Source organism: Paenibacillus humicus NBRC 102415, from assembly GCF_004000905.1.
In the GTDB taxonomy this organism is placed as follows: Bacteria; Bacillota; Bacilli; order Paenibacillales; family Paenibacillaceae; genus Paenibacillus_O; species Paenibacillus_O humicus.
In genome coordinates, this window is record NZ_BIMD01000002.1 from 193,754 (window position 1) to 219,245 (window position 25,492).

General features: G+C 59.2%; 20 protein-coding genes. 17 read left to right on the forward strand and 3 right to left on the reverse strand.

What is annotated here, in order from left to right:
* Nucleotides 1-37: 37 nt before the first annotated feature.
* On the reverse strand, nucleotides 38-427 hold the full coding sequence (locus PHU01S_RS02790; protein WP_048745172.1) for a TIGR04086 family membrane protein: 390 nt from the start codon (nucleotides 425-427) through the stop codon (nucleotides 38-40).
* 208 nt (nucleotides 428-635) lie between these two features.
* On the opposite strand from PHU01S_RS02790, the gene PHU01S_RS02795 reads away from it, so the two are divergent.
* Nucleotides 636-1,490, forward strand: coding sequence for a DUF421 domain-containing protein (locus tag PHU01S_RS02795; RefSeq protein ID WP_127506012.1), 855 nt, complete (start codon nucleotides 636-638; stop codon nucleotides 1,488-1,490).
* A 56-nt stretch (nucleotides 1,491-1,546) separates the two neighbouring features.
* Here PHU01S_RS02795 and spoVB read toward each other — a convergent pair whose 3' ends face one another.
* Nucleotides 1,547-3,148 (reverse strand): stage V sporulation protein B, encoded by a 1,602-nt coding sequence (gene spoVB, locus PHU01S_RS02800; RefSeq protein ID WP_127506015.1) that lies wholly within the window; start codon nucleotides 3,146-3,148, stop codon nucleotides 1,547-1,549.
* A gap of 211 nt (nucleotides 3,149-3,359) precedes the next feature.
* Between spoVB and PHU01S_RS02805 the strand changes: the two genes are divergently transcribed.
* From PHU01S_RS02805 to PHU01S_RS02875, 16 genes are all read left to right on the forward strand, one after another.
* The gene (locus PHU01S_RS02805) at nucleotides 3,360-3,593 is read left to right on the forward strand and encodes a post-transcriptional regulator (RefSeq protein WP_021879611.1); all 234 of its coding nucleotides are present in this window, start codon (nucleotides 3,360-3,362) and stop codon (nucleotides 3,591-3,593) included.
* 89 nt (nucleotides 3,594-3,682) lie between these two features.
* Nucleotides 3,683-4,957, forward strand: a complete 1,275-nt coding sequence (secD, locus tag PHU01S_RS02810) for a protein translocase subunit SecD (protein ID WP_049867817.1) — start codon at nucleotides 3,683-3,685, stop codon at nucleotides 4,955-4,957.
* Nucleotides 4,947-5,867, forward strand: a complete 921-nt coding sequence (gene secF / locus PHU01S_RS02815) for a protein translocase subunit SecF (RefSeq protein WP_048745169.1) — start codon at nucleotides 4,947-4,949, stop codon at nucleotides 5,865-5,867. The genes secD and secF overlap by 11 nt, the downstream gene beginning before the upstream one ends.
* Before the next feature lie 15 nt (nucleotides 5,868-5,882).
* Nucleotides 5,883-6,788 carry a cation diffusion facilitator family transporter gene (locus PHU01S_RS02820; RefSeq protein WP_048745168.1) on the forward strand — a complete coding sequence of 302 codons (906 nt, stop codon included), beginning with the start codon at nucleotides 5,883-5,885 and terminating at the stop codon, nucleotides 6,786-6,788.
* Between the two features lie 196 nt (nucleotides 6,789-6,984).
* The gene (recJ, locus tag PHU01S_RS02825) at nucleotides 6,985-9,405 is read left to right on the forward strand and encodes a single-stranded-DNA-specific exonuclease RecJ (protein ID WP_127506017.1); all 2,421 of its coding nucleotides are present in this window, start codon (nucleotides 6,985-6,987) and stop codon (nucleotides 9,403-9,405) included.
* A gap of 23 nt (nucleotides 9,406-9,428) precedes the next feature.
* Nucleotides 9,429-9,941: an adenine phosphoribosyltransferase gene (locus PHU01S_RS02830; protein WP_021879606.1), complete on the forward strand. Its 513-nt coding sequence runs from the start codon at nucleotides 9,429-9,431 to the stop codon at nucleotides 9,939-9,941.
* 283 nt (nucleotides 9,942-10,224) lie between these two features.
* Nucleotides 10,225-12,405 (forward strand): RelA/SpoT family protein, encoded by a 2,181-nt coding sequence (locus tag PHU01S_RS02835; protein ID WP_049867815.1) that lies wholly within the window; start codon nucleotides 10,225-10,227, stop codon nucleotides 12,403-12,405.
* Nucleotides 12,406-12,425: 20 nt separating this feature from the next.
* Nucleotides 12,426-12,869: a D-aminoacyl-tRNA deacylase gene (gene dtd / locus PHU01S_RS02840; protein ID WP_048745166.1), complete on the forward strand. Its 444-nt coding sequence runs from the start codon at nucleotides 12,426-12,428 to the stop codon at nucleotides 12,867-12,869.
* Between the two features lie 105 nt (nucleotides 12,870-12,974).
* On the forward strand, nucleotides 12,975-13,145 hold the full coding sequence (locus PHU01S_RS25555) for a hypothetical protein (RefSeq protein WP_157053934.1): 171 nt from the start codon (nucleotides 12,975-12,977) through the stop codon (nucleotides 13,143-13,145).
* Between the two features lie 571 nt (nucleotides 13,146-13,716).
* Nucleotides 13,717-14,964 (forward strand): histidine--tRNA ligase, encoded by a 1,248-nt coding sequence (hisS, locus tag PHU01S_RS02845; protein ID WP_127506019.1) that lies wholly within the window; start codon nucleotides 13,717-13,719, stop codon nucleotides 14,962-14,964.
* A gap of 136 nt (nucleotides 14,965-15,100) precedes the next feature.
* The gene (gene aspS / locus PHU01S_RS02850) at nucleotides 15,101-16,921 is read left to right on the forward strand and encodes an aspartate--tRNA ligase (RefSeq protein ID WP_127506021.1); all 1,821 of its coding nucleotides are present in this window, start codon (nucleotides 15,101-15,103) and stop codon (nucleotides 16,919-16,921) included.
* A 106-nt stretch (nucleotides 16,922-17,027) separates the two neighbouring features.
* The gene (locus PHU01S_RS02855) at nucleotides 17,028-17,783 is read left to right on the forward strand and encodes a tRNA threonylcarbamoyladenosine dehydratase (protein ID WP_048745163.1); all 756 of its coding nucleotides are present in this window, start codon (nucleotides 17,028-17,030) and stop codon (nucleotides 17,781-17,783) included.
* Between the two features lie 196 nt (nucleotides 17,784-17,979).
* On the forward strand, nucleotides 17,980-19,023 hold the full coding sequence (gene add / locus PHU01S_RS02860) for an adenosine deaminase (RefSeq protein WP_049867812.1): 1,044 nt from the start codon (nucleotides 17,980-17,982) through the stop codon (nucleotides 19,021-19,023).
* 389 nt (nucleotides 19,024-19,412) lie between these two features.
* Nucleotides 19,413-20,720: a replication-associated recombination protein A gene (locus PHU01S_RS02865; RefSeq protein ID WP_127506023.1), complete on the forward strand. Its 1,308-nt coding sequence runs from the start codon at nucleotides 19,413-19,415 to the stop codon at nucleotides 20,718-20,720.
* A gap of 296 nt (nucleotides 20,721-21,016) precedes the next feature.
* Nucleotides 21,017-22,372, forward strand: coding sequence for an Nramp family divalent metal transporter (locus PHU01S_RS02870; RefSeq protein ID WP_083436296.1), 1,356 nt, complete (start codon nucleotides 21,017-21,019; stop codon nucleotides 22,370-22,372).
* A gap of 298 nt (nucleotides 22,373-22,670) precedes the next feature.
* Nucleotides 22,671-24,059 carry a hemolysin family protein gene (locus PHU01S_RS02875; RefSeq protein WP_049867811.1) on the forward strand — a complete coding sequence of 463 codons (1,389 nt, stop codon included), beginning with the start codon at nucleotides 22,671-22,673 and terminating at the stop codon, nucleotides 24,057-24,059.
* 72 nt (nucleotides 24,060-24,131) lie between these two features.
* Here the strand turns inward: PHU01S_RS02875 and mnmA are convergent, their stop codons facing one another.
* Complete coding sequence (gene mnmA / locus PHU01S_RS02880) at nucleotides 24,132-25,265, reverse strand: tRNA 2-thiouridine(34) synthase MnmA (RefSeq protein ID WP_021878645.1); 1,134 nt, start codon at nucleotides 25,263-25,265, stop codon at nucleotides 24,132-24,134.
* Between the last annotated feature and the right edge of the window lie 227 nt (nucleotides 25,266-25,492).

Genomic DNA, 25,492 nt, shown 5'->3' on the forward strand with positions numbered 1-25,492 from the left:
CAAGTATAGCATACCCGAGACAAGTTTACACAGGGGGTCATTTCCGCAGATTGACGCCGATCATGCCCCCGAATGCGCCTGCGAGAGCGACGATGAGGAAAAGGATGCCGGTTTTGGACGACATGCCTGCATCGGCTGCCAGAAAGCCGATCACGAGCACCAGAAGGCCGTAAACGAGACCGAGCAGGCCGCCATGGTACCAGCCTTTGGCTCCGCTGCGCTTGCCGGACGTGAAGCCTCCGCACAGGGAAGCGGTGCCGTGAATGCCAAGCGCCCAGGCCGGAAGCGAATCCTCGCTGAGATTTCCCGCGTACAGCATGAGCGACAGAAGCAGGGCTCCCAGAGCGAGCCATAAGCCGGAGTAAGCCAGCCCTCCTAGCATGGGGGAGCCGATACGCACTTTTTGCACATTTTTAATGGGGTTCATGCGGGAATCACCCTCCAGTGATGGTATGGTATTTAGTTCACCATATGGTCAAGCCGCGGGAATTAGTACAGCCCTGCCGATGGGAAGGACAAATCCTCGTTTCGCCTTTATTGCCAACATTTCATTGCGTCATGCTGTGCATGGCTGCGGACAGGGGGGGCGACAATACCATCTGACGCTTGATGATTGGGCCAAGGGGGGCGAAAGCATGGAATATGGGTCGCTGCTGCTGCGGACCGTCCTGATTTATTTTGTCGTGTTCCTGATCATGAGATTGATGGGAAAGCGGGAAATCGGCAAAATGAGCGTGTTCGACCTCGTCATCTCGTTCATGATTGCCGAAATTGCGGTTCTTGTCATCGAGGATACGAAACGGCCGGTTATCGAGGGCATCGTTCCGATGGCCGTGCTGATGATCATTCAGGTGCTGATCGCTTATATCGGCCTGAAAAACCGCAAGCTCCGGCTGCTGTTCGACGGCAAGCCCAGCGTCATTATCGCGGACGGCAAGCTCAATCAGAAGGAAATGAAGAAACAGCGCTACAACCTGGACGATCTCATGCTTCAGCTGAGGGAAAACCAGGTTGCGAGGGTGGCGGACGTGGAATTCGCGATTCTCGAGACGAGCGGCAAGCTGTCCGTCATCCCGAAGGAAAGCCAGTCCCAGTCTTCCGGCCAGAGCCAGCAAGGACAACAAGGCCAGCAGAACCGGCAAAGCGGGCAGCAGCAAAGCGGACAGGGAAGCTCTTCCGGCGGAGAACAAAAACAGGGAAAGCATGGAAAGCAAGACAAGCAAGACAAGCAAGACAAGAACAATGAGCAGCAGGATTCATCGTCAAGCGACATAACGTTTCCTTCGGCTTATCGATTCGAAACGCTGCCGGTTCCGCTCATCATGGATGGCAGAGTCATGGATCATAATCTGGAGAAGCTGGAAAAAAACCGTCTCTGGCTGAAGCAGCAGCTTCGCAAAAGAGGGCTTACGGAGTGGAATCAGGTGTTCTTCTGCACGATCGACCACAAAGGCGAGCTGTTCGTCGATGAGAACCGCCGAAAAAAATAAAAAGCGGGCAGCTGCGATGCAGCTGCCTTTTCGCTTTGTCTCCATACATGCCGGCTTCACCCGAACCAGCGCCCGATGCCCGGTATTCGGGACAAGTCATGTCTGTCGACAATTCCCATGGCTCCCATCAAAAATAAATAAACCGCGGCGCCGGCTGCGCAAGAAACGATCAGATTGAGCCATTCGGCTGGCAGCGGCCCTCTGCTCATCAGCCACCTGCAGCAGGCTCCCATGATGATCATGGCGCTTCCGACCTTGATGAAGTCGGGCAGCTTCATGCGGTACCCGGCGCAGCGCATGACGCTGATGCCGTGGAGGGCAGTGACGAGGATGATGTTGACGACGATCGCGATGACAGCGCCATAGATTCCGAGCTCGGGACGAGATGCGAGCTCGACGATCAGATACAGCTTCACGCAAGCGCCTACGGTCGTATTGAACAGAGCCGTTCCGGGTTTGTCTAGCGCCTGCAGGGCTGCCTGGAGCGGTCCTTGCAAGTAGATGAAGATGCCGGCGGGAGCGAGCAGGGCAAGCAGCGGGGCGATTTCCCCGTGGTTGTACATCAGCCGGCACAGCGGCTCCGCGAGCAGTCCCATGACGACGACAAAGGGGGCGCCGCTGACGAGAGCGAGGCGGAGGGACTGATGGAGACGCTTGTGGATCGAGGCCATGTCTCCTCTGGCCGCTGCGGCCGACAGGGATGGAATCAGAGACACGGACAGGGAGTAGGTCAGAGCCGTCGGCAGCAGCAGCAGCGGAATGATCATCCCTTGAAGGGCGCCGTATTGCGCGGTGGCGGCACCGGTCGCGATGCCTGCGGCGGCGAGGCTGCGGGCGGTCAGAATCGATTCCAGCAGATAGGACAGGGAGCCGACCAGCCGGCTGCCGGTAACTGGGATGGAAAGGCGCAGCAGCTTTTTCAGCACGGGAACGCGGTCTTCGTTCTTGAAGTCTTGAGAAAAAGGTGGAGCGCCGGCAGGGGGGGCGGGAACTGCCGCAGCGGACTTTCCCTTGTCTCTGGCTGCATGCCAGAACAAGATCAGCAAGCCGGCGATCTCCCCGATGACGGTTCCCATCATCGCGCCTGCGGCTGCCCACTCGAGTCCGTACGGGAGCAGAAGGAAAGCCAGCAGCAATTGCCCGGCAATCCGCAGCACCGTCTCCACGACCTGGGACTGGGCGGTCGGGATCATGTTCTGCTTGCCTTGGAAATAGCCTCTGTATACGGACGATACCCCGATGATGAGAAGCATCGGCGCCATCATGACGAACGGCCGGTACACGCGGCTGTCGGTCAGGACGCGGGTCGTGATCCATTCGGCGCCGAGCAGCATCAGAGCCGTCATCGCGAGGGCAAGGGCGATCGTCAGCAGCATGGCGGTGCGGAAAATCTGCTTGACGCGGTGGCCCTCCCCCTTGGAGTCGGCTTCCGCGATCCATTTGGCGACGGCCAGCGGGATGCCGCCTGTAATGAGAGTCAGCAGCACGCCGAGGAACGGGTAGCTGAGCTGGTAGATGCCGACCCCTTCGGCTCCGATGACGCGGGGAAGGGCGATGCGGGGGACGAAACCGAGAATCCGGTTGATGACGCCCGCCGCAAGCAGGATCATGGCTCCCTTGATAAAGGTTTGCTTGGTTGGTTTGTTCGGCTTCGTCATAGATTCCTTCCTCTTCCCTAACGGTGTTCATTGTGCTGGCCCGGCAGCGGGCGGGCACGTCCGTACAGCATGTTTATGCGGCATCCGGCACCCGGCATGTCTATGTTTTTTGGGAAGAAGCCGGATCGAGGGAGGAAAGCGGGCCTCTGCGTCGAATGAAATCAGTTCGACGGCTTGAGGCGGATAGTCAACAGGGGAGGCGAGTTGCCGCATGACGGAAAAGGAAATGAGCGAGGAGATCTTCGCCCTGTGCGAGAGCAAGGCGGAGGAGTTCCGCTGGATCGGTTACGAGCAGGTGACGGGGACCGATGTATGGGAATGCGTTCAAGCCCGGTATATCAAGTCGGGAGAGCCGCTGCTGCACAAGCTCGTAAATGACATCTTGTCCCTTAAGGCGACCCAGCTCATGAACCATCTGACGATGAGCGCGTGGAAAGAACCCTGATTTTGACAAGGGTTTCTTTTTTTTGACTCAAATTTCCGTCATCGTTATAATAGAAACGATTGTGAACTTAAGGAGGAACATCAGGAATTATGAAACGGATGCTAGCATTCCTGATCATTGTCGTCGTCAGTTTCGGCGTCATTGGTTGGACAAGCCCCGCCCTCTTGGATAAGACCCGGTTAGGTCTAGACCTCAAAGGCGGATTCGAAATCCTCTACCAGGCCAAGCCTTTGAACGAAGGCAGCAAAGTGACGCGCGAGTCGTTGACGGAGACGGCAAAAAGCCTCGAGAAGCGCGTCAACAAAGACGGCGTGTCCGAGCCTGAAGTCACGACGGAAGGCACGGACCGCATCCGCATCCGCATCGCGGGCATGGACGAAGCCAAGGAAGCCAAGCTGCGCGAGGATCTCGTCAAGCCGGCGAACCTGACCTTCCGCAGCGCCATCGGCTGCGCCAAGGAGGCCGGCTACTGCAAGGTCGAATTGACCGGCAGCGACTTCAAGGAAGGCGGCGCATCGGTCCAGCGCGATGACTTCGGACGCTATCAGATCAACATCAAGCTCAAGGATGCCGCCCAGTTCGCCAAGGTGACGGCCGAGGTGGCCAAGCTGGCCGTGACCGGAAACAACCAGCTCGCCATTTATCTCGACGAGAACCAGCTTTCGGCTCCGGCCGTGTCCTCGACGATCAACAGCAGCGACGCCCAGATCACCGGGGGCTACACGCAAGAAGAAGCGATGAATATCCGCGACACGATCAACCTCGGCGCCCTGCCGCTGAAGCTCGAAGTGAAATACACGCAATCCGTAGGCGCCTCGCTCGGCAAGCAGTCGCTCGACGACACGATTTTCGCCGGTCTCGTCGGCACGATCTTCATCGTGCTCTTCATGCTCGTGTTCTATCGGGTGCCGGGCATCGCGGCCAGCGTATCCCTGATCATCTATACGTGGCTGCTGCTTGCGGCGCATATCGCGCTCAACGCGACGCTTACGCTTCCCGGCATCGCGGCTTTCATTCTCGGCATCGGCATCGCCGTCGACGCCAATATCCTGACGGCGGAGCGGATCAAGGAAGAGATGCGTTCCGGCAAGAGCCTGCTGAGCGCTTTCCGCGCCGGCTCCAAAACTTCCCTGCGCACGATCATCGACTCCCATGTCACGACGATCATCGCCGCCGGCGTTCTGTTCTTCATCGGTGTCGGATCCGTCAAAGGATTCGCCATCACGCTGCTTCTGAGCATCATCATCAGCCTGATCTCCAACGTAGTCGTTTCCCGCTACCTGCTCTGGCTGATGATCAAGAGCGGCAAATTCAACAAGCCGGGCTATTACGGCGTGAAGGAGAGTGAAATCCGTGCGCTCTAAGGAATCCCGGATCGATTTTGTCCATTACAGCAAGTATTTCTACATCTTCTCGATCGTCATCACGATCGCCGGCATCGTGGCGCTCGCGGCTCTGGGACTCAACTACGGCGTCGATTTCAAGTCGGGCTCCAGCGTGGACGTCAAGTCGACCAAGGACTTGTCCGCCCAGCGCCAGGAGATCGAATCCTATCTCCAGGCCGGAGAATTCGGCAAGCACAACGCGCCGACCTTCGGCGACAACCGGATGACGATCCGATTCGACGAAGTGCTCAGCCAGAGCAAGGAGGAGCAGCTCAAAACGGATCTTAAAGCGAAGTTCGATCCCGGCTCTTCGGTCGAGGTCAACACGGTCGATGTCGAGATCGCCCGCGAGCTGCAGTGGAACGCGCTGAAGGCGATGCTGCTGGCTTGCATCGGCATCATTATCTATATCGCCATCCGCTTTGAATGGCGCTTCGGCCTTGCGGCCGTCGTGGCTCTCGTCCACGATGCCTTCATCGTCATCAGCGTCTTCTCGATATTCCGCCTGGAAGTCAATCTGCCGTTCATCGTCGCGATTCTGACGATCATCGGCTACTCCATCAACGATACGATCGTCATCTTCGACCGGATCCGCGAAAACCTGCGATTCGCGAAGATCAAGACATTCAAGGACTATATCAAGGTCGTAAACGACAGCGTATGGCAGACGATGACGCGCTCCATCAACACGGCGCTTACGGTGCTGTTCGCCGCTTTGGCGCTGTTCATTTTCGGCAGCGAATCGATCCGCCTGTTCTCGCTGGCCATGCTGGTCGGCCTGTTCAGCGGAGCGTATTCCTCCATCTTCATCGCAAGCCCGCTGTGGCTGCTCATGAAGAAGAATTCCAAGTCGAAGCCGGCTTCCGCCGGCAATCCGGCAGCTTCATAACGGGAGGCTGAAGCCATGGCCGACAAGCTACCGCAATCCGGCCAAGCTGCGGCCGGCCGGCGGAGGGAGACCGGAGTCCATATCGGGCTCGCCGTCATCAAGGGAACGGCCGGTTCCCTCTTCGGCAGTTCCGTTCTGCTGTCCGATGCTTTCCGTTCCGCTTCGGACGCATGCTCCTCCTATGCGGCGCAAGCATCCGGCAAGGAGCACAGCCGCCGCAGCGGGGACAACGTGCAGCGTATGGGCAGGGAGCATACATTCGCTTATGTGTTCTCCATTTTTCTCATCGTCATCGGCCTGCAGATGGCCGTACTCGCTCTCAACCGCATGATGGAGCCGCTTGACGGCTATCCGCAGCTGCCGGCTGCCTTCGTCATTCCGATCTGCCTTGCCTTGCGGCTTCTGTTCGTAAGAGGCCCCATTCCCGGATGGGAATGGGCGGTCTCGCTGACGGCGGCCGCCGGAGCCGCCGGCGCTTGGGCCGGAGGCGAGAGCGGATGGACCTGGATGACTTATCTGGATCCTGCCGCATCGGTCCTCATCGGGGCTTTCATCGTCTACAAGGGCTATCTTCTTTTTCTTGGAACCGGCAAAAAGAAGGAACCGGCACCCGCAGACCATTCCGGTCTCGCCGAGGACATGACGGAGATCATCCAAAGAGTCGACGGCGTCGTGACGGTTGAAGCGGTCCAGCCGCATATGAGCGGAGGCAGGATATCCGCCGAAATCGTCATCAGCGTCAATCCGCGGATTTCCGTTCTCGAAGGGGCGGACATCGGGCGGCGGGTCAAGCAGCTGGTCCTCAAGCGATTCATGCATATCCATGACGTCAAAATCTGCGTAGAGCCTTATAATCCCGGCTATCCGTACAAATCCAATCATGATCCCAATCAGGAGCATATGCCGACGCTGCTTCAGTAAGAGCCGGCTGGTCCGTCCTGGGCATAACGCTGCCGCCGCCTGCTGCGGGCTGATCCGGTCTTCCGGAACGGCCAGCAGCCGCAGAGGGCAGCGTTTCTCTGCTTGGATTTCGTTTTGAGAACCAGCCTGTGGCGGCAAGCGGCAGATATAAGCAGCAAGCTACACACCGAATGGCAAGGATGGAGGCGGGTACAACGTGATCGGGTCCAAAACCCGCTGGAACATAAGAAAGCTGAATGAAGAGGAAAACCAGGCCGCGCAATCGATTCAGGCTGCCCTTGGCCTGAATCCGCTGGCGGCGAGACTGCTCGTCCAAAGAGGGTGCATGACGCCGGAAACGGCCCATGACTTCATGGGAGCGGGAATCGAGTCGATGCATGATCCCTATCTGCTCAAGGGAATGGAGGAAGCGGCCGCCCGCATCCGGAAGGCCGCGGCAGACGGGGAGAAAGTGCTGGTGTACGGAGATTACGATGCGGACGGGGTTTCCTCCACCGCCTTGATGATCCTTCTGATGCGCGAGCTGGGCATTCGCCATGACTATTATATTCCGCATCGTACCCGGGAAGGATATGGCATGAACATCCCGGCCGTGGACAAGGCTGCGAGAGAGGGATTCACGCTTATCGTCACGGTCGACAACGGAATCAGCGCCGTCGAGCCGATCGCGCATGCCCGCAAGCTGGGCTTGTCGGTCGTCGTTACGGATCATCACGAGCCTCCCGACGTTCTTCCCGATGCCGATGCCATCGTGAACCCCAAGCAGCCTGGCTGCGCTTATCCGTTCAAGGGACTGTGCGGCGCGGGAGTCGCATTCAAGCTCGCCCAGTGCCTGCTGGGCCGCATTCCCCTGGAATGGAGCGATATCGCCGCTCTGGGAACGATTGCGGACTTGATGCCATTGGCCGACGAGAACCGCATTATCGTTCGCTCCGGCCTGCATGTCATTCGAACTTCGCCTCGCCCCGGCTTCGCGGCTTTGGCCGAAGCGGGCGGCATCAAGACGGAGGCGGTCACGGCTTCCGATATCGGCTTCCAGATGGGGCCGAGAGTCAACGCCGCCGGCCGGCTCGATCATGCCGCTCCGGCCGTAGTCCTTCTTGTCACCGATAATCGGGAGGAAGCCGAGGAAATCGCCTCGAGCCTGGACGAGCTCAATATCGAGCGCCGCGAGGTTGTCGCCGATATCGCCAAGGAAGCCGAAGCCATGTGGCAGGAACGCTGCCGCCGGGCCGACGAGCAAGGCGCTCCCCGCCCCGGAGTGATCGTGCTCGCCGGTGCGGGCTGGAATCCCGGCGTTGTCGGCATCGTAGCTTCCAAGCTGCTGGAGAAGCATTACCGTCCGACCGTGCTGCTCGGACTTGACGAGCAATCGGGAATGTGCAAAGGATCGGCAAGGTCGATTCCGGGTTATGATCTGTTCGAAGCTCTGAGTTCCTGCAAGGAACTGATGGAGCATTACGGAGGCCACGCGGCCGCAGCGGGCATGACGCTGCACCGCACCCGTCTGGACGAGCTGGAAGAAGCCCTTTGCGCGCAAGCGGAGCTTCAGCTGCGTCCGGAGGACTACATTCCGGTCTGCGACATCGATTTGGTCTGTCCCATCGAGGAGGCGTCGATCGAGACTGCCGGCGAGCTGGCGCTGCTTGAGCCTTACGGCAGCGGCAATCCGGTGCCGAAGCTGCTGATCAGCGTAGCGGGCATCGGCGATGTCCGCCTGCTCGGCAAGGAAAAGACGCATCTCAAGCTCGCTCTGAGCAGCGGCATCACCCCGGCGAAGCTGGACGCGATCGGATTCGGCATGGGCGAATTCGCCGATCCGCTCGCCGCTTCCTTGAGGGCGGACATCGTAGGGGAGCTGACGGTGAACGAATGGAACGGGAAGCGGAAGCCGCAGCTGATGATCCGCGATTTGAGGGTCAGAGAGCCGAGGGTGTACGACTTCCGAGGGACAAGGGATCCGGTCGGCCGCCTCGCCTCGATCATCGAGAGGCTCCGGCAGGAAAAGAGAACGGCCGTCATCGTGACGAGGGAAAGGCTTCATTTGTCCAGCGCTCTCGAGATCGCAGCAGGAAGCGAAGGAAGCGGCAATCCCGGATGGACTCATTGCCTTCCCGAAGAGGTTCCGGCAGGAGGCTTCTCCTGCCAGGAAATCATCCTTTATGGAAGTCCGTCATCCTGCATCAGGCTGGAGAAAGCTCTTCGGCTCAGCCATGGGCTGGAGGCGCTGCATCTGCTCTATCCGGCCGATCAGAAAGGCTCCGCGGATTGGCTGGAGCGGCCGGGCATGGGCAGGCTGTACGCCTGGATCCGCAAGCTGTCTCCGCTGCCTGCCGGGCAGGCGGGACGGAGGCTGGCCGAGGCTGCGGGCTGCCCGCCGGAGCGAGCCTCTCTGGCATTGGAAGTGTTTCATCAGCTGGGCTTCATCGAGCGGCGCGACGAGGGCTGGACAGCCGCCGAAGCCCCGGCCCGCAGGGACCTCTCGGAATCCGCGCTTTACTTGGAGGCGCTGGAAGAAGAGAAGATCATGTCCAGGCTCTTTTCCGCCACCGAAGACATCAAATCTTGGATAGCCGGCTTGCCGGCATCAAGCCATCATACCGAACTACCCGCATAGGGAATAAAAGGAGCTCGACAATCATGAACTTCAAAGAATATATCCGCGTTATCGAAGATTTTCCTCAGCCAGGCATCCGCTTCAAGGACATTACGACGCTGCTGAACAACGGCGAAGTATACCGTGCGGCGATCGATGAGCTCAAAAAAGCGGCCCACGGCAAAGAGATCGACCTGATCGCCGGTCCGGAGGCGCGCGGCTTCGTCGTCGGAGCTCCGCTTGCGATCGCTCTCGGAGTCGGCTTCGTGCCGATCCGCAAAAGCGGCAAGCTTCCGGGAGAGACCGTCGAGGCCGGTTATGATCTCGAATACGGCAAAGACACGCTCGCCGTCCACAAGGATGCCATCAAGCCGGGACAGCGCGTGCTTATCGCCGACGATCTGCTCGCCACCGGCGGTACGATCGCGACGACGATCAACCTCATCGAACAGCTCGGCGGCGAGGTGGTAGGAGCTTCGTTCCTGATCGAGCTCGGCTATTTGGACGGACGCGCCAAGCTTGGCGGATTGGACATCTTCTCCCTGATGAAATACTAAATGCTTCATGGGTAATTATTTCTCAGGAAATAATGACGGCCGGTCATCGGCCGTCTTTTTTTGTCGATCTAGAGACATTTCCGCCAAATGAATAACAGAATAAGGAATTTGAACCATTGTTTATGGTGGACCTGTGTGCCGCGTTCGGAGGGAGGACCGTATCGCTTCAAGTTCAGTTGACGCAGCCCGTATTGTAGGGGCATAATAGGAGTTAAACTTATTTCATAGGTACTGGGACACGGTAGAAGTCGAACGATGACATTTGGATGGAAAGGGACGTTTCATGGGCATAGAGCAATTACTCGCTAAGGCGTCGACTTATATGAGGGACCAGGATCTGAACAGGATCCGGGAAGCCTATGAATTTGCCGACCAGGCCCATCACGGGCAGGTGCGCAAATCGGGAGAGCCCTATATTCTCCATCCGGTGGCCGTGGCGGAAATCCTGGTCAATATGGAGATGGACGTGACTTCCATCATAGCGGCGCTGCTGCATGACGTTGTGGAGGATACGACTGTCGAGGTGGAACAGGTCCGAGCGAGGTTCGGAGATACCTGCGCCATGCTGGTCGACGGCCTCACCAAGCTGGAAAAGATCAAATTCCGGTCCAAGGAAGAACAGCAGAACGAGAACTACCGCAAGATGTTCGTGGCGATGGCTCAGGACATCCGCGTCATTCTCATCAAGCTTGCGGACCGGCTTCATAATATGCGCACGCTGAAGTTCCAATCGGAGGAGGCGCAGCGCCGCATCGCCTACGAGACCCTGGAGATTTTCTGTCCGATCGCCCACAGGCTCGGCATCTCCGCGATCAAGTGGGAGATGGAGGATATCGCCCTGCGCTATCTCAATCCGCAGCAGTATTACCGGATCGCCAATTTGATGAAGAAAAAGCGTGCGGAGCGGGAGCAGTACATCGCTGTCGTCATCGGCCGGATCACGGAAAAGCTGGAGGAAATGGGCATCGACGGCGATATTTCGGGGCGCCCCAAGCATATTTACAGCATTTACCGCAAGATGACGATGCGCAACAAGCAGTTCAATGAAATCTATGATCTGATGGCGATCCGCATCATCGTGGACAACATCAAGGACTGCTACGCGACGCTCGGCATCATCCATACGCTGTGGAAGCCGATGCCGGGCCGCTTCAAGGACTATGTCGCGATGCCGAAGGCCAACATGTACCAATCGCTGCATACGACCGTCGTGGGACCGAACGGCGAGCCGACCGAGGTCCAGATCCGCACCTGGGAGATGCACCGCACGAGCGAGTACGGCGTCGCGGCCCACTGGGCCTATAAGGAAGGATCGGCGGGACCGAGCGGCAATATCGAGGACAAGATGGGCTGGTTCCGCGAAATTCTGGAGCTGCAGAACGAGGCCGAGGACGCCTCCGAGTTCATGGAGTCGCTCAAGATGGACTTCTTCTCGGATCTGGTGTTCGTGTTCACCCCCAAAGGCGAAGTGATCGAGCTGCCGGCCGGTTCCGTTCCGCTTGATTTTGCGTACCGGATCCATACGGAGGTCGGCAACCGGACGATCGGGGCCAAGGTGAACGGCCGGATCGTGCCGCTCGACCATAAGCTCAAGACCGGCGACATCGTGGAGATTCTGACCTCGAAGCATTCCTACGGCCCGAGCCAGGACTGGATCAAGATCACGAAATCCTCGCATGCCCGGACCAAGATCAAAGCCTGGTTCAAAAAAGAGCGGCGCGAGGAAAACGTCATCAAGGGCCGCGACATGCTGGAGCGCGAGCTGAAGCGGCTCGGCCTCGAGCCGTCCGCCTGGATGGCCGAGGACAAGCTCATGGAGGCCGCGTCCAAGTTCAGCTTCCACGATGTCGAGGACATGATGTCCGCGATCGGCTTCGGCGGCATCACCGCCGCGCAGATCTGCACCAAGCTGACCGAGAAGATGCGGCGGGAAGCCGAAGCCGCGCAGCTGATCGAGCTTACGAACGAGCCGACCGAGGTGAAGTCTCCGGGGACCCGCAAGAAGGCGGCGACCGGCGGCGTGACCGTCAAAGGCATCGACAACCTGCTCGTCCGCTTCGCCCGCTGCTGCAATCCGGTTCCCGGCGATGAAATCGTAGGTTATATTACGCGCGGACGCGGAGTGTCCGTTCACCGGCAGGATTGCCCGAATCTTCCTGTCGAAGGCAAGGAGGACGACGCGGAGCGCGTCATCGAGGTCGAATGGGAAGAGTCGACGGAGTCGAACTACAGCGTCGATATCGAGATTACCGGCTACGACCATCGCGGCCTGCTCAACGAGGTTCTGCAGGCAGTCGCGGAGAGCAAGACGAATATTTCCGCCGTCACGGGACGCACGGGCAAGAACAAGATGGTCATCATCCATATGACCATCCTGATCCGCAACATCGAGCATTTGCAGTCTGTCGTGGACAAGATCAAGCGCGTCAAGGACATCTACTCGGTTCAGCGCATCATGCAATAGATAGAGGACGGTGGCCCATCGTGAAAGTCGTCGTTCAGCGCTGCTCCAGCGCATCGGTCTCTGTCGGGGGCGCAGTCGTCGGCAGCATCGGCCAGGGACTGATGCTGCTTGTCGGACTTACCCATGAGGACACCGAAGTCGATATCACCTGGATGGCGGACAAGGTCGCGAACCTGCGCATCTTCGAGGACGGGGACGGGAAGATGAACCTGAGCGTGCTCGACGCGGGCGGCGCCGTGCTTTCGGTGTCCCAGTTCACCCTGTACGGCGATTGCCGAAAGGGAAGGCGTCCCAACTTCATGTCCGCAGCCCGGCCGGAGCATGCCGAGCCGCTCTACGAAGCGTTCAACGGAGCGCTGCGCGCGCTGGGGCTCCAGGTGGAGACGGGCCGTTTCGGGGCCATGATGGATGTATCCCTCGTCAACGACGGTCCGGTTACGCTGATCGTGGACAGCCGCGATTAATCCCTGCTTCCCGGACTAACGAAGACGTTATGCGGCAACACTACTTACCGGAACCTCGACAGACGCTTCATAAGCGATTTGACGGCGAGAAAGGAAGTGGCCGCCATGCGGCAGGGACGCAAAATGCAGATGCTGAGCCGCGCTTCCAGCCGGATTCTCCAGGCGGACAGACGGGAAGCGCTGCTGCTGGACGATCTGGAGGACGATCTGGAGTTCGCGGAAGACTGGGCTGGGGGCGGACCCGCTCCCAAAAAGGAAGATCGGGAAGATAGCTGACCTTTCATGCCGGCAGAAGCGATTTTGTCATCCAATTGTAATCTGGGCAACATCATCGCTTAACACAGCCGGGCTATACTTGATCTCGACCCCCTTTTTAATATGGCAAGACTTCAGAGCCCGCTTGCCGGGCTCTTTTTTTTGTTCCTGCGAGGAGAGCGGCTTGACTTGATCCCTTTACAGCGGTAGAATGAATCTCAATTGAAACCAACCTTTGATGATGGGAAGAAGTACTCTGCGCGCACGTATCCAGAGAGGGACGCCGTTACGGCTGCAAGCGTCCTTATGGTGGCGGGAGGAATGACATCCCGGAGAACATCCGGCGAAGAAGGCTTTTGCGCGCATGACGGCGCAGCCTTTGCGTAGACGGCATGCGTGTGACGGGCGTTAACCGTTCTTTGAAGCGGATGGACCGGCCTTAGGCCTCTTGTCCGGAATCAGGGTGGCACCACGGGAGATCGAGCTCTCGTCCCTGACGACCTTACGGGGTCGTCAGCGGACGAGAGCTTTTTTTGTCGATGAACATAGGTTGGAATGCGATGATAGCGAGCAAAAGCAAGGAGGGGCGGTTATGGGATTTCAAAAAATGCCGGGAACGCAGGATCTGCTGCCCGGACAAGTCGAGAGATGGCAGTTCGTCGAAAGCAAGGCGAGGGAAATATGCCGCAGATTCAACTTTCGCGAAATTCGTACGCCGATGTTCGAGTCGACGGACTTGTTCCGGCGCGGCGTTGGGGAGACGACGGATATCGTCGAGAAGGAAATGTACACGTTCGAGGACCGCGGCGGGCGCAGCCTGACGCTGCGTCCGGAAGGAACGGCCGGCGTCGTGCGCGCTTATGTCGAAAACAAGATGTACGGCGAACCCGATCTGACGAAGCTGTATTACATCGGGCCGATGTTCCGCTATGAGCGCCAGCAGGCCGGACGTTACCGCCAGTTCCACCAATTCGGCGTGGAAGCGCTCGGGTCGGTCGATCCGGCGCTCGATGCGGAGGTCATCGCGCTTGGATATACCTTCTACACGGAGGTCGGCCTGAGAGACGTGCGCGTGGAGATCAACTCCGTCGGGACGCCCGAGGTGCGCGCGGCGTTCCGCGGCAAGCTGCTTGAGTTCCTGGAGCCCAAGCGCAGCGTTCTATGCAAGGACTGCCAGTCCCGCATGGACCGCAATCCGCTGCGGGTACTGGACTGCAAGCACGACCAGCATCACTTCGAAGGCGCTCCGTCGATTCTCGATAGCCTGGACGAAGCCAGCAGCCGGCATTTCGAAAAGGTGAAGCAGCATCTGAGCGATATGGACATCCCGTATGACATCAACTCCCGGCTCGTGCGCGGACTTGATTATTACACGAATACCGCCTTCGAGTTCAAAGCGGAGGGCATCGGCGCCATCGACACGATCGGCGGCGGAGGCCGCTACAACGGCCTCGTCGGCGAAATCGGCGGGCCGGACCAGCCCGGCGTCGGATTCGGCCTCGGAATCGAGCGCACCGTCATGATTCTGGAGCACCAGCAGGGCGGCGAGGCGGCCAAGCCGCGCATCGACGTGTATCTGGTCGCTCTCGGCGAAGCGGCGGAGCGTGAGACGGTCAAGCAGCTTCAGCTGCTTCGCCAAGCCGGCTTGTCCGCAGAACGCGACTATCAGGGACGCAAGATGAAGGCGCAGATGAAATCGGCCGACCGTTACGCCGCGCGTTATACGGCGATTCTGGGCGACGACGAGCTGGCGGCCGGCCAGATTTCCCTTAAGGAGATGGATACCGGCGAGCAGCGCATGGTTCCTCTCGCAAGCTTGGCTTCCGAAATCAAAGGCTGATCCGCATTCGGAATCCAACTGTCGACCGCATCCTTGAAAGTTCGGCCTTAGCCGCGGAATCGGAATTTCCAGCGATTTCAAGGCTACTCAAATAGAGCATGGGAACCCGTGCCAATCATCCGAAGGAGTGACAGAAATGAGCGAACAAGCTTATCAATGCGGCCGGCTGACCAAAGCCGACGTAGGCAAGACCGTGGAACTGAAAGGATGGGTGCAGCGCCGGCGCGACCTCGGCGGCGTGCTGTTCATCGACCTGCGCGACCGCACGGGCATCGTACAGATCGTCTTCAATCCGGCTTATTCGGGCGACGCGCTCGGCATCGCCGACCGCGCGCGCAGCGAGTATGTGCTCGCTGTGAAGGGAACCGTCGTTGAACGCGACGCGGAAACTCGCAATCCGAACCTGGCCACCGGCGAGATCGAAGTCCGCATCACCGAGATCGAGATTCTCAATGCCGCCAAAACGCCGCCGTTTCCGATCGAGGACGGCATCGAGGTCGACGAGCCTCTCCGCCTGAAGTACCGCTACCTGGACCTGCGCCGTCCGGAGATGCAGCGCACGCTGCTGCTCCGCTCCAAGGCGTCCAAAATCTTCCGCGACTTCCTCGACGGAGAGGAATTCGTCGAAGTGGAAACGCCGATCCTCACCAAGAGCACGCCGGAGGGAGCGCGCGACTATCTCGTGCCGAGCCGCGTGCATCCGGAGGAGTTCTACGCGCTGCCGCAATCGCCGCAGCTCTTCAAGCAGCTGCTCATGGTCGGCGGCGTCGAGCGCTACTACCAGATCGCCCGCTGCTTCCGCGATGAGGATCTTCGCGCCGACCGCCAGCCGGAATTCACCCAGGTCGACATCGAGACTTCCTTCCTGACGCAAGACCAGCTGCTCGCGATGATGGAGAAGCTGGCCCAGCGCCTGTTCAAGGAAACGGTAGGCGCCGACATAACTGCCCCGTTCCAGCGCATCACCTATGCGGATGCCATGGACAAATACGGCTCCGACAAGCCGGATCTGCGCTTCGGTCTGGAAATTGAAGATATTACGGACATCGTGAAGGACAGCGACGTGAAGGTGTTCGCGAGCGTAGCTGCTTCCGGCGGCGTCGTACGCGTCCTGAACGCCAAAGGCTGCGCAGGATGGAGCCGCAAGGAGCTTGACGACCTGCAGCCGTTCGCGGCCCGCTACGGCGGCAAGGGACTTGCCTGGATTACGGTGAAGGAAGGCGAATGGCGCGGTCCGATCGTGAAATTCCTCAAGCCGGAGGAGATTCAGGCGCTGACCGGGCGTCTCGGCGTTGAAGAAGGGGATCTGCTGATGTTCTCCGCCGACAAGAAAAAGGTCGCAGCCGACGTTCTCGGCAACCTGCGGCTGAAGGTCGGACGCCAGCTGAACCTGATCGACGACTCCGTCTTCAAGTTCGCCTGGGTCGTGGACTTCCCGCTGCTCGGCTGGGACGAGGAAGCGAAGCGTTATGTCGCCGAGCATCATCCGTTCACCCGTCCGAAGGATGAGGATCTGCATCTGTTCGACACCGATCCCGGAGCGATCCGCGCTCAAGCCTACGATCTGGTGCTCAACGGATACGAGGTCGGCGGCGGCTCGATGCGGATCTACAAGCGGGATATCCAGGAGAAGATGTTCGCGGCGCTCGGCTTCAGCATGGAGGAGGCGCATGAGCAGTTCGGCTTCCTGCTGGACGCTTTCGAATACGGCACGCCTCCGCATGGCGGCATCGCTTTCGGCCTGGACCGCCTCATCATGCTGCTGGCCGGCCGCACCAACCTGCGCGAGACGATCGCCTTCCCGAAAACGGCGAGCGCGACCGACCTGCTGACGGCGGCTCCGTCTCCGGTGGATATCGCCCAGCTTCAGCAGCTGCATATCCGCACGGTTGCGAAAGCGGGCTCGAAGCCGGCTCCGGGAACGGCGCCGGCTCCAGCCACGGCCGTTCAATCGTAGTCGAGGGACCCCTGCAAATTACAGGCATGGAAGCAGGCCGCACCGGAACCGGTGCGGTTTTGCCCTGCCTGAAAGGATAACGAAAAGGATAAAGGAGGAAATGCCCATGCTCAATCAATTTTCCCGAACGGAGCTTGCCTTCGGGCCTGAAGGCATCGAAGCCATGAAGCGGAGCACCGTCGCCGTGCTCGGCATCGGCGGCGTCGGCTCGATCGCGGCCGAGGCTCTGGCCCGTACCGGCGTCGGCCGGATCATCCTGATCGACAAGGATGTCGTGGACATCACCAATATCAACCGGCAGATCCACGCCTTGACGACGACGGTCGGCGAGCCGAAGGCGGATCTCATGCGGGACCGCATCAAGCTGATCAATCCCGAGTGCGACGTCGTCAGCCTGAGAATGTTCTATACCGAGGAGACGTACGAGAAGCTGTTCGAATACCCGCTCGATTATGTGCTCGACGCATCCGACACGATTTCCTACAAGGTCCACCTCATCAAGCAGTGCCTGGAGCGGAACATTCCGATCATCTCCAGCATGGGGGCTGCGAACAAGGTCGATCCGACCAAGTTTCAGGTGACGGATATTTCCAAGACCCATACGGATCCCGTCGCGCGCGTCGTCCGGCAGAAGCTGCGCCGCGAAGGCGTGAAGAAAGGGGTCCAGGTCGTCTTTTCGTCGGAAGAGCCTAAAAAGCCGCGCGAGGACGTCACCCAGCGGATCGTGCCGGACAACGCTCCGGAAATCCGCAAAGCCCAGCAGCCGCCTGCCAGCAATGCCTTCGTGCCGCCGGTAGCGGGACTGATCATGGTCAGCGTCGCCGTTCGGGAGCTGCTCGCCAAATCCGGAATTTCTCTGTAAGCTTTCCTGTTCAATAGACAAAGGCGGATCTCGATTAGAGGCCGCCTTTGTTTTATATCTATTCATAATATTACATATTAAGTTATGTATAGGGTAGATATGCAATTGAAAAGGCCTATTTTGCGTAATCTATATTGACATAAAGCTTCAAATTGGATACCATCATCTCTAATTAATCTACGGGATGGTGCATATCATGGTCACGACGAATCTGATGAGGCGTTTGCCGAAAATCGAATTGCACTGCCATCTCGACGGAAGCGTCAGGCCGGCGACAGCCGCGGAGATCGCCGAGGAGGAAGGAATCGAGCTGAGCTGCCGCGATTTGCGGGATTTGACGGACCGCATGACCGCGCCTCCTTCCTGCAGCAGTCTGGTGGAATATTTGGAGCGGTTCGAGCTTCCGCTGCTGCTGATGCAGTCGGCATCCTCGCTGTCGCGCATCGCATTCGAGGCCGCAGAGGATGCGGCTCTGGACAACGTCCGCTACCTGGAAGTGCGCTTCGCGCCGCATCTTCATACCCGCCGGGGGCTGACGGTCGAGGAGGTCATCGAGTCCGTCGGCTCCGGCCTTCGCGCCGCGGAGCAGAAATACGGCCACTGCGTGCGCATGATTCTGATCTGCATGCGGCATCATGGACAGATGGACAACGAGGAGATCGTGAGGGCCGCCGCACGCTATTATGGGCAAGGAGTTGTCGGGGTCGATTTGGCCGGCGACGAGGCCGGCTATCCGAACGAGCTGCATGCGGAAGTATTCGAGCTGGCCGACCGCCTCGGGCTGCCGATCACGATCCATGCCGGCGAGGCGGCGGGGGCATGCAGCATCCGCTGCGCGGTCGAGAAGCTCCGGGCGCGCCGGATCGGACACGGGGTCAGGCTGCAGGAGGATGCCGAGGTGACGGAGCTCATCCGCGTCAAGGGAATTCCCCTCGAGCTGTGCGTCATCAGCAATGTGCAGACGAAGGCGGTATCCTGCATGGAGGCGCATCCGATCCGCAGCTACCTGGACAGCGGCCTGCTGGTGACAGTCAATACGGATAATCCGACCGTCTCGGGAACGAACCAGACGCGGGAGTACGAAAATCTGACTCGCCGGTTCCGCTTCTCCGCCGGAGATATCCGCAAGGTCGCCGGCCATGCGATCAATGCGGCTTTTGTCGACGAGGACCGGAAGCGCCAGCTGCGGGAGCTGTTCGAGCGCGAATGGTCCGAGCTTGGGCTGGCGGCGGAGGCCTGAGATTGCCGGGCAGAGCGATCCGCAACCGGAGGATTTCCAGGCGAAGGAATTGATTGCCAAAGACCTGAATGGGATTGAAACAGCAGGCGTGAAGGAAAGGCAATTCCGGATTGAAAAGGGGACAGACTTTGTGTCTGTCCTTTTTCTCGTGCGTCGGAGGTTCAGCTGTCGGCCGCGCAGGGGAATCCCGGCTTCGCCGTAATGCTCCAGGAGCGGAACGGGCGGAGCCAGGTTCAGCTTCGGCTCAAGCGCGATGGATTTCATGGCGAACGTTTGTGCCCTATCCGCAGCTGTGATACACTTTTTCTAAAGGAATCCGGCTGTCCGGGAACCGGCTGCGGCCTTCCCGGACATCCCTCAGTCCAGCATAGTACAGGGGATGTTGCGAGATGGACTTATTTGATTATAAAGAAGAAAAGGAGCAGCCGCGGGCGCGGCTGCTTGCGGACCGCATGCGTCCGCGGACGCTGGACGAATATATCGGCCAAGAGGATGTCGTCGGCCCCGGAACGCTGCTGAGGCGCGCGATCGAAGGCGACCAGGTCAGCTCGCTGCTCCTGTTCGGCCCTCCGGGCAGCGGCAAAACGACGCTGGCGAACATCATTTCCAACCGTACCGAGGGGGAGTTCGTGAAGCTCAATGCCGTCGACGCGTCGGTCAAGGATGTGCGGGACGTCATCGAGCGGGCAAAGAGCGCCAAGTCCCTGTACGGGCGCAAGACGATTCTCTTTCTCGACGAGGTGCACCGCTTCAACTCTTCGCGCCAGGATGCGCTGCTTCCGGCGGTCGAGCAGGGAATCATCATTTTCATCGGGGCGACGACCGAGAACCCGTTCCATTCCGTCAACGGCGCCTTGCTGTCCCGCTCGACGCTGTTCCGTCTCCACGCGCTGGAGAGCAGGCATGCGCTGGAGGCGATGTCCCGGGCGATCGCGGACAAGGAGCGCGGGCTCGGATTCATGAAGCTGGATGTGGAGCACGAAGCTCTCGAGCATATCGCAGGCATGGCGGGAGGAGATATCCGCCGCGCGCTCAACGCCCTTGAGCTGGCGGCCGTGACAACCCCGTCGGAGCCGGACGGCACGGTCGTGGTCACGCTGGAGGTCGCCCAGGAATCGATCCGCAGCCGGGCGGTCCAAGCGGATGAATCGACCCAATACGACGTGCTGTCGGCTTTCCACAAAAGCATCCGGGGTTCGAGCGATGCGGCCTTGTTCTGGTTTCTGTACGCGGTGGAGAAGCTCGGGATGGACCCGATGGTGTTCATCCGCAGGCTGATCGTCGCTTGCAGCGAGGATATCGGACTTGCGAATCCGCAGGCGATGGTGCAGGCGGTGACGAGCATGGACGCCTATCACAAGATCGGCTGGCCGGAAGCCAAGTACAATGTGGCGCAGGCGATCCTTTTCGCTGTAGAGAGTCCCAAGTCCAACGCGGCCGCCATGGCGATATCCAGAGCGACGCAGAAGATCGAAGCGGTAGGAACGGCGGAGGTGCCGATGCACTTGAGGGATACCCACTACAAGGGCGCCGGGAAGCTCGGCCACAAAGGGTACAAATACCCGCATGATTTCCCCGGCCACTACGTCGTGCAGCAGTATTATCCGGATCGGCTGGCCGGCTCGTCCGTGTATGAAGCGACCCGCCAGGGCATGGAGGACAAGATTCGCCAGAACCAGGACCGGCGTCCCAAATAGACGGAGCGATATGTCCGGCAAGCGCCGTGCGGCCCGGTAAATTCAGGGCGGTTACAACGGAAAGGAAAGATCGGAGGGACCGGTCCTTCCTTTTTTTGTTTCTTGTGTTTTGAAACGAGAAAAAAAGGCTATTCAAATAAAAAGGTTAGTGCTAAGATTTAAGCATAGGAACATTTGCGGAGATGGGTTCATATACAAGTAAGACAGGATCAAGATCGAATGGCTCTTTTTTTTGGCTCAAAAGTTTCCCTAGGTCAACATATATGGATGGATACAAGTTTAGGAGGAGAGACATCATGAACGAGGAAAGCGCCCTGATCACTACCCGGGATAAAGGCTGGAACCGCGCATCCGGCAGGCCTTCGCTCGCTGAAGTGAACGGCTCCCTGAGCGTTCCGACGAAAGGCGGATGGTTCCGGAAGCTGCTCGCCTTTATGGGACCGGGATATCTGGTTGCCGTCGGATACATGGATCCCGGCAACTGGGCGACGGATCTGGCCGGAGGCTCGCTGTTCGGCTACACGCTGCTGTCGGTCGTCCTGCTGTCCAATCTTATCGCGATCCTGCTGCAAGCGCTGGCCGGCAAGCTCGGCATCGTCACCGGCAGGGATTTGGCGCAAGCCTGCCGCGACCATTACAGCAAGCCTGTATCCGTCGCGCTGTGGGTGCTGTGCGAGCTGGCGATCGCGGCTTGCGATCTGGCGGAGCTGATCGGCACCGCCATCGCCCTCAATCTTCTATTCGGCATGCCGCTCCTGTGGGGCGTCATCCTGACGGCATTCGACGTCATCATCGTCCTGATGCTGCAGAACAAAGGCTTCCGCTACATGGAGGCGCTCGTCATTACGTTGATCGGCACGATCGGCCTCTGCTTCCTGATCGAGCTGTTGTGGGCGCAGCCGGTCATGGCCGATGTCATGAAGGGCTTCATCCCCCGGGCGGAAATCGTCTCCAACCCGGCCATGCTCTATATCGCGATCGGCATCCTGGGAGCAACCGTCATGCCGCATAATCTGTATCTGCATTCTTCCATCGTCCAGACGAGGAAATTCGAGCAGACTCCGCTCGGCAAGCGCGAAGCGATCCGCTACGCGACCTGGGATTCGACGATCGCCCTTTTTCTGGCCCTGTTCATCAATGCGGCCATCCTCATCGTAGCCGGAGCGGTCTTCCATACTTCCGGCCATACCGATATCGCGGATATCGGCGATGCGTACCATCTGCTGACGCCTCTCATGGGCGGGGCGCTCGCCAGCATCCTGTTCGGCGTCGCTCTGCTGGCGGCCGGACAGAACTCGACCTTGACGGGAACGCTGGCCGGACAGATCGTCATGGAAGGCTTTCTGAACATCCGCATGAAGGCTTGGCTGCGGAGGCTGATCACCCGTCTCATCGCAGTCGTGCCGGCCGTCATCGTGACCTTCATGTACGGGGAGAAAGGGACGACCGACCTGCTCATTTTCAGCCAGGTGGTGCTGAGCTTCCAACTGAGCTTTGCCGTATTCCCGCTCGTGCTGTTCACGGGAGACCGCAAGAAGATGGGCGAGTTCGCCAACAAGCCGGCAACCAAAGTTCTGGCTTGGACGTGCGGCTGCCTGATCGCCGTGCTCAACCTGTACCTGCTCGGCGCTACGATCTACAGCTGGATTTGAACGGAGATTCCAGGATAGGCAGGATTCTTTGCCGGACCACGGCGGAAGGGTCCTTTTTTCTTCTTCTTGTTTGTCCCAAACGAGCTTCAACTGTCATATGGGGCTTCTGAGAGCCATAGTAATGGAAATAATCAGACAAATCGTCCTCATGCCGCCGATAACGGACTTATCGTGAGCCGCAGGCGGTTTGACCGGGAATGCCGTCATGGACTACAGTACTTCTTAATAGATTTGATGCCGGGGAGGTGCGCCTGTCCTTGAGCTTGCCGAACATCGGCGCCGGGAGACAGGCAAATGAGTGAGTGACGACCCGTTACCGCTGAGTCTAAGCATTATCGTGGTTCTTGTATTGGTTTTCCTGAACGGTTTTTTCGTGGCGGCCGAATTCGCCATGGTGAAAGTCCGCGGCAGCCGGATCGGCTCCCTTGTCTCGGAGGGCAACGGCAGAGCCCGTTTCGCGATGCGCCTGACGGACAATCTCGATGCTTTCCTTTCGGCTTGCCAGCTCGGCATCACGCTTGCCTCCCTCGGTCTCGGGTGGGTCGGGGAGCCTGCCGTCGCCCGCCTGCTGGAGCCGCTTTTTTCCCGCTTCGGAATCGACGGCCTCGCCTTGAACACCGTCTCCTTCATCATCGCCTTCACCTTGATCACGCTGCTGCATATCGTCCTCGGCGAGCTGGCTCCCAAGACGATCGCCATCCGCAAGGCGGAGCAGGTGACGCTGTTGACGGCCGCTCCGCTCGTCCTGTTCCATCGGATCATGTACCCCTTTATCTGGGCGCTGAACGGCATGGCGAACCTGCTGCTGAAGTGGATCGGAATCGAGCCTGCTTCGGAGCATGAATCCGCCCATACGGAGGAAGAGATCCGCATCCTCATGAAGGAAAGCCACAAAAGCGGGCTGATCGACAACACCGAGCTGACTCTGGTCGACAACATCTTCGATTTTGCGGACACGCATGCCCATGAGATCATGATCCCCCGCACGGAGATGATCTGCCTTTCCATCCAAGCCCCCTTTGCCGAGAACAGGGACATCGCCCTGGAGCAGATGCATACCAGGTATCCCGTCTGCGACGGGGACAAGGACAACATCATCGGATTCGTCCATATCAAGGATCTGCTCAAGGCGGGTCCCGACCTTCACGATCTGCGGCAGATTCTGCGGCCCATGACGACGGTTCCGGAATCGATGCAGATCAGCTCGCTGCTGAAGCTGATGCAGAAGCGCAGAACTCAGATCGCGATTCTGATCGACGAGTACGGAGGCACTTCCGGCCTTGTGACGCTGGAGGACATCATGGAGGAGATCGTCGGAGAAATCCAGGATGAATTCGACGAGGAGAGGCCCGATGTCGAGCAGACGGGGGAGGCCGCCTATTCGCTCAGCGGGCTGATGCAGCTCGAAGAGGTCGCCGCCCGCTTCGGGCTGGAGCTGGACTCGGAGGATTACGATACGCTCGGCGGCTGGCTTTATTCCCGGATCGAGATTCCGCCGACGCGGGGACAGAGAGTCGCCATGTCGGATGAGGCTGAGTTCGTCATCGAGGAAACCGACCATTTGCGCATTTCCAGAGTGGCTCTCCGGATGCTGAGGCCCGCGGGAGCGGAAGAAGAGGCCGCTGCCGCGAAGCGTCAGACAGCTGCCAGCTCCGAGCCGAATGCCGGAGCGACCTGGCCTTCCTGAATAAGCAACGATGCGAAAAAGCCCTGCAGTGCCGGATAACCGGCGCTGCAGGGCTTTTTTGGAGGCTGCGGATCAGCGGGCGGCAACGCCTTCCGGATAATCCGCCTCTCGGACGAGATGCACCTTGTCGATCGTGCCTCCGCCGAGGCAGGTGTCGCCGTCATAGAACACGACGGCTTGGCCTGGAGTGACCGCCTTCTGCGGTTCGTCGAAGACGACCTCCGCCGTCCCGTCGGCCGACAGCCTCAGCGTCACGCCTTGGTCGCGCTGGCGGTAGCGGAATTTGGCTGCGCAGCGGATCTCGCCGGCCGGCAGCTCGGGCGCGATCCAGTTGATGCCGCTTGCGGTTAGCGACGAGGAATAGAGGCGTGGATGCGATTCGCCCTGAACGACGTACAGGATATTGGATTCAAGATCCTTGTCGGCGACGAACCAAGGCTCTCCGTTGCCGGAGCCGCCGATGCCTAGTCCTTGGCGCTGACCAAGCGTGTAGTACATGAGTCCGTCATGGCGTCCTTTGGTCTCGCCGCTGCGCAGGTCGACCATCGGTCCGGGCTGCGCGGGAAGATAGCCGCTCAGGAACTGCTTGAAGTTCCGTTCGCCGATGAAGCAGACGCCGGTGCTGTCCTTTTTGCGGGCGGTCGCGAGGCCGTGCTCCTCGGCGATGCGGCGGACTTCCGGCTTCGGCAGATCGCCGATCGGGAACATCGCCGATGCCAGCTGTTCCTGGCTGAGCTGATGCAGGAAGTAGGTCTGGTCCTTGTTGGAATCGACTCCCCGCAGCAGACGGGTGACGCCGTTCCCGTCGCGCTCGACGCGGGCGTAATGGCCCGTGGCGAGATAATCCGCTCCGAGCGATTTGGCCTTGGCGAGGAATTCCCCGAACTTGATCTCGCGGTTGCACATCACGTCCGGGTTGGGCGTGCGGCCCCGGCGATACTCGTCCAGGAAATAGCTGAACACCTTGTCGAAATATTGGCGTTCAAAGTTCACCGTATAATAAGGGATTCCGATCTGCTCGCAGACCTTCCGCACATCCTCGGCGTCCTCGTCCGCGCTGCAGACGCCGTTTTCGTCGGTCTCGTCCCAATTTTTCATGAAAATGCCGATGACGTCGTATCCCTGCTGCTTGAGCAGCAGAGCCGTAACCGAGGAGTCGACTCCTCCGGACATGCCGACGACGACGCGTGCTCCCGTTTGTGCCATTTATCTCCACCACCTTGACAATCTTGCTCTTTCCCTGCTAATCTGACAACTTGTGTTCCATCCACTCAGGGCAAGGGGAGCGTAAAGCCCATTGTAGCATATTTCCTGCCCGCTTATCATGCATTCTGCGCGTATTTTAGCGGACGAATGGGGTGGAATATGTTAACATAGCAGTTAAATGGGAATACCTTGAATTAATCCACGCAGCCGTGAACCTGCAGAATAGA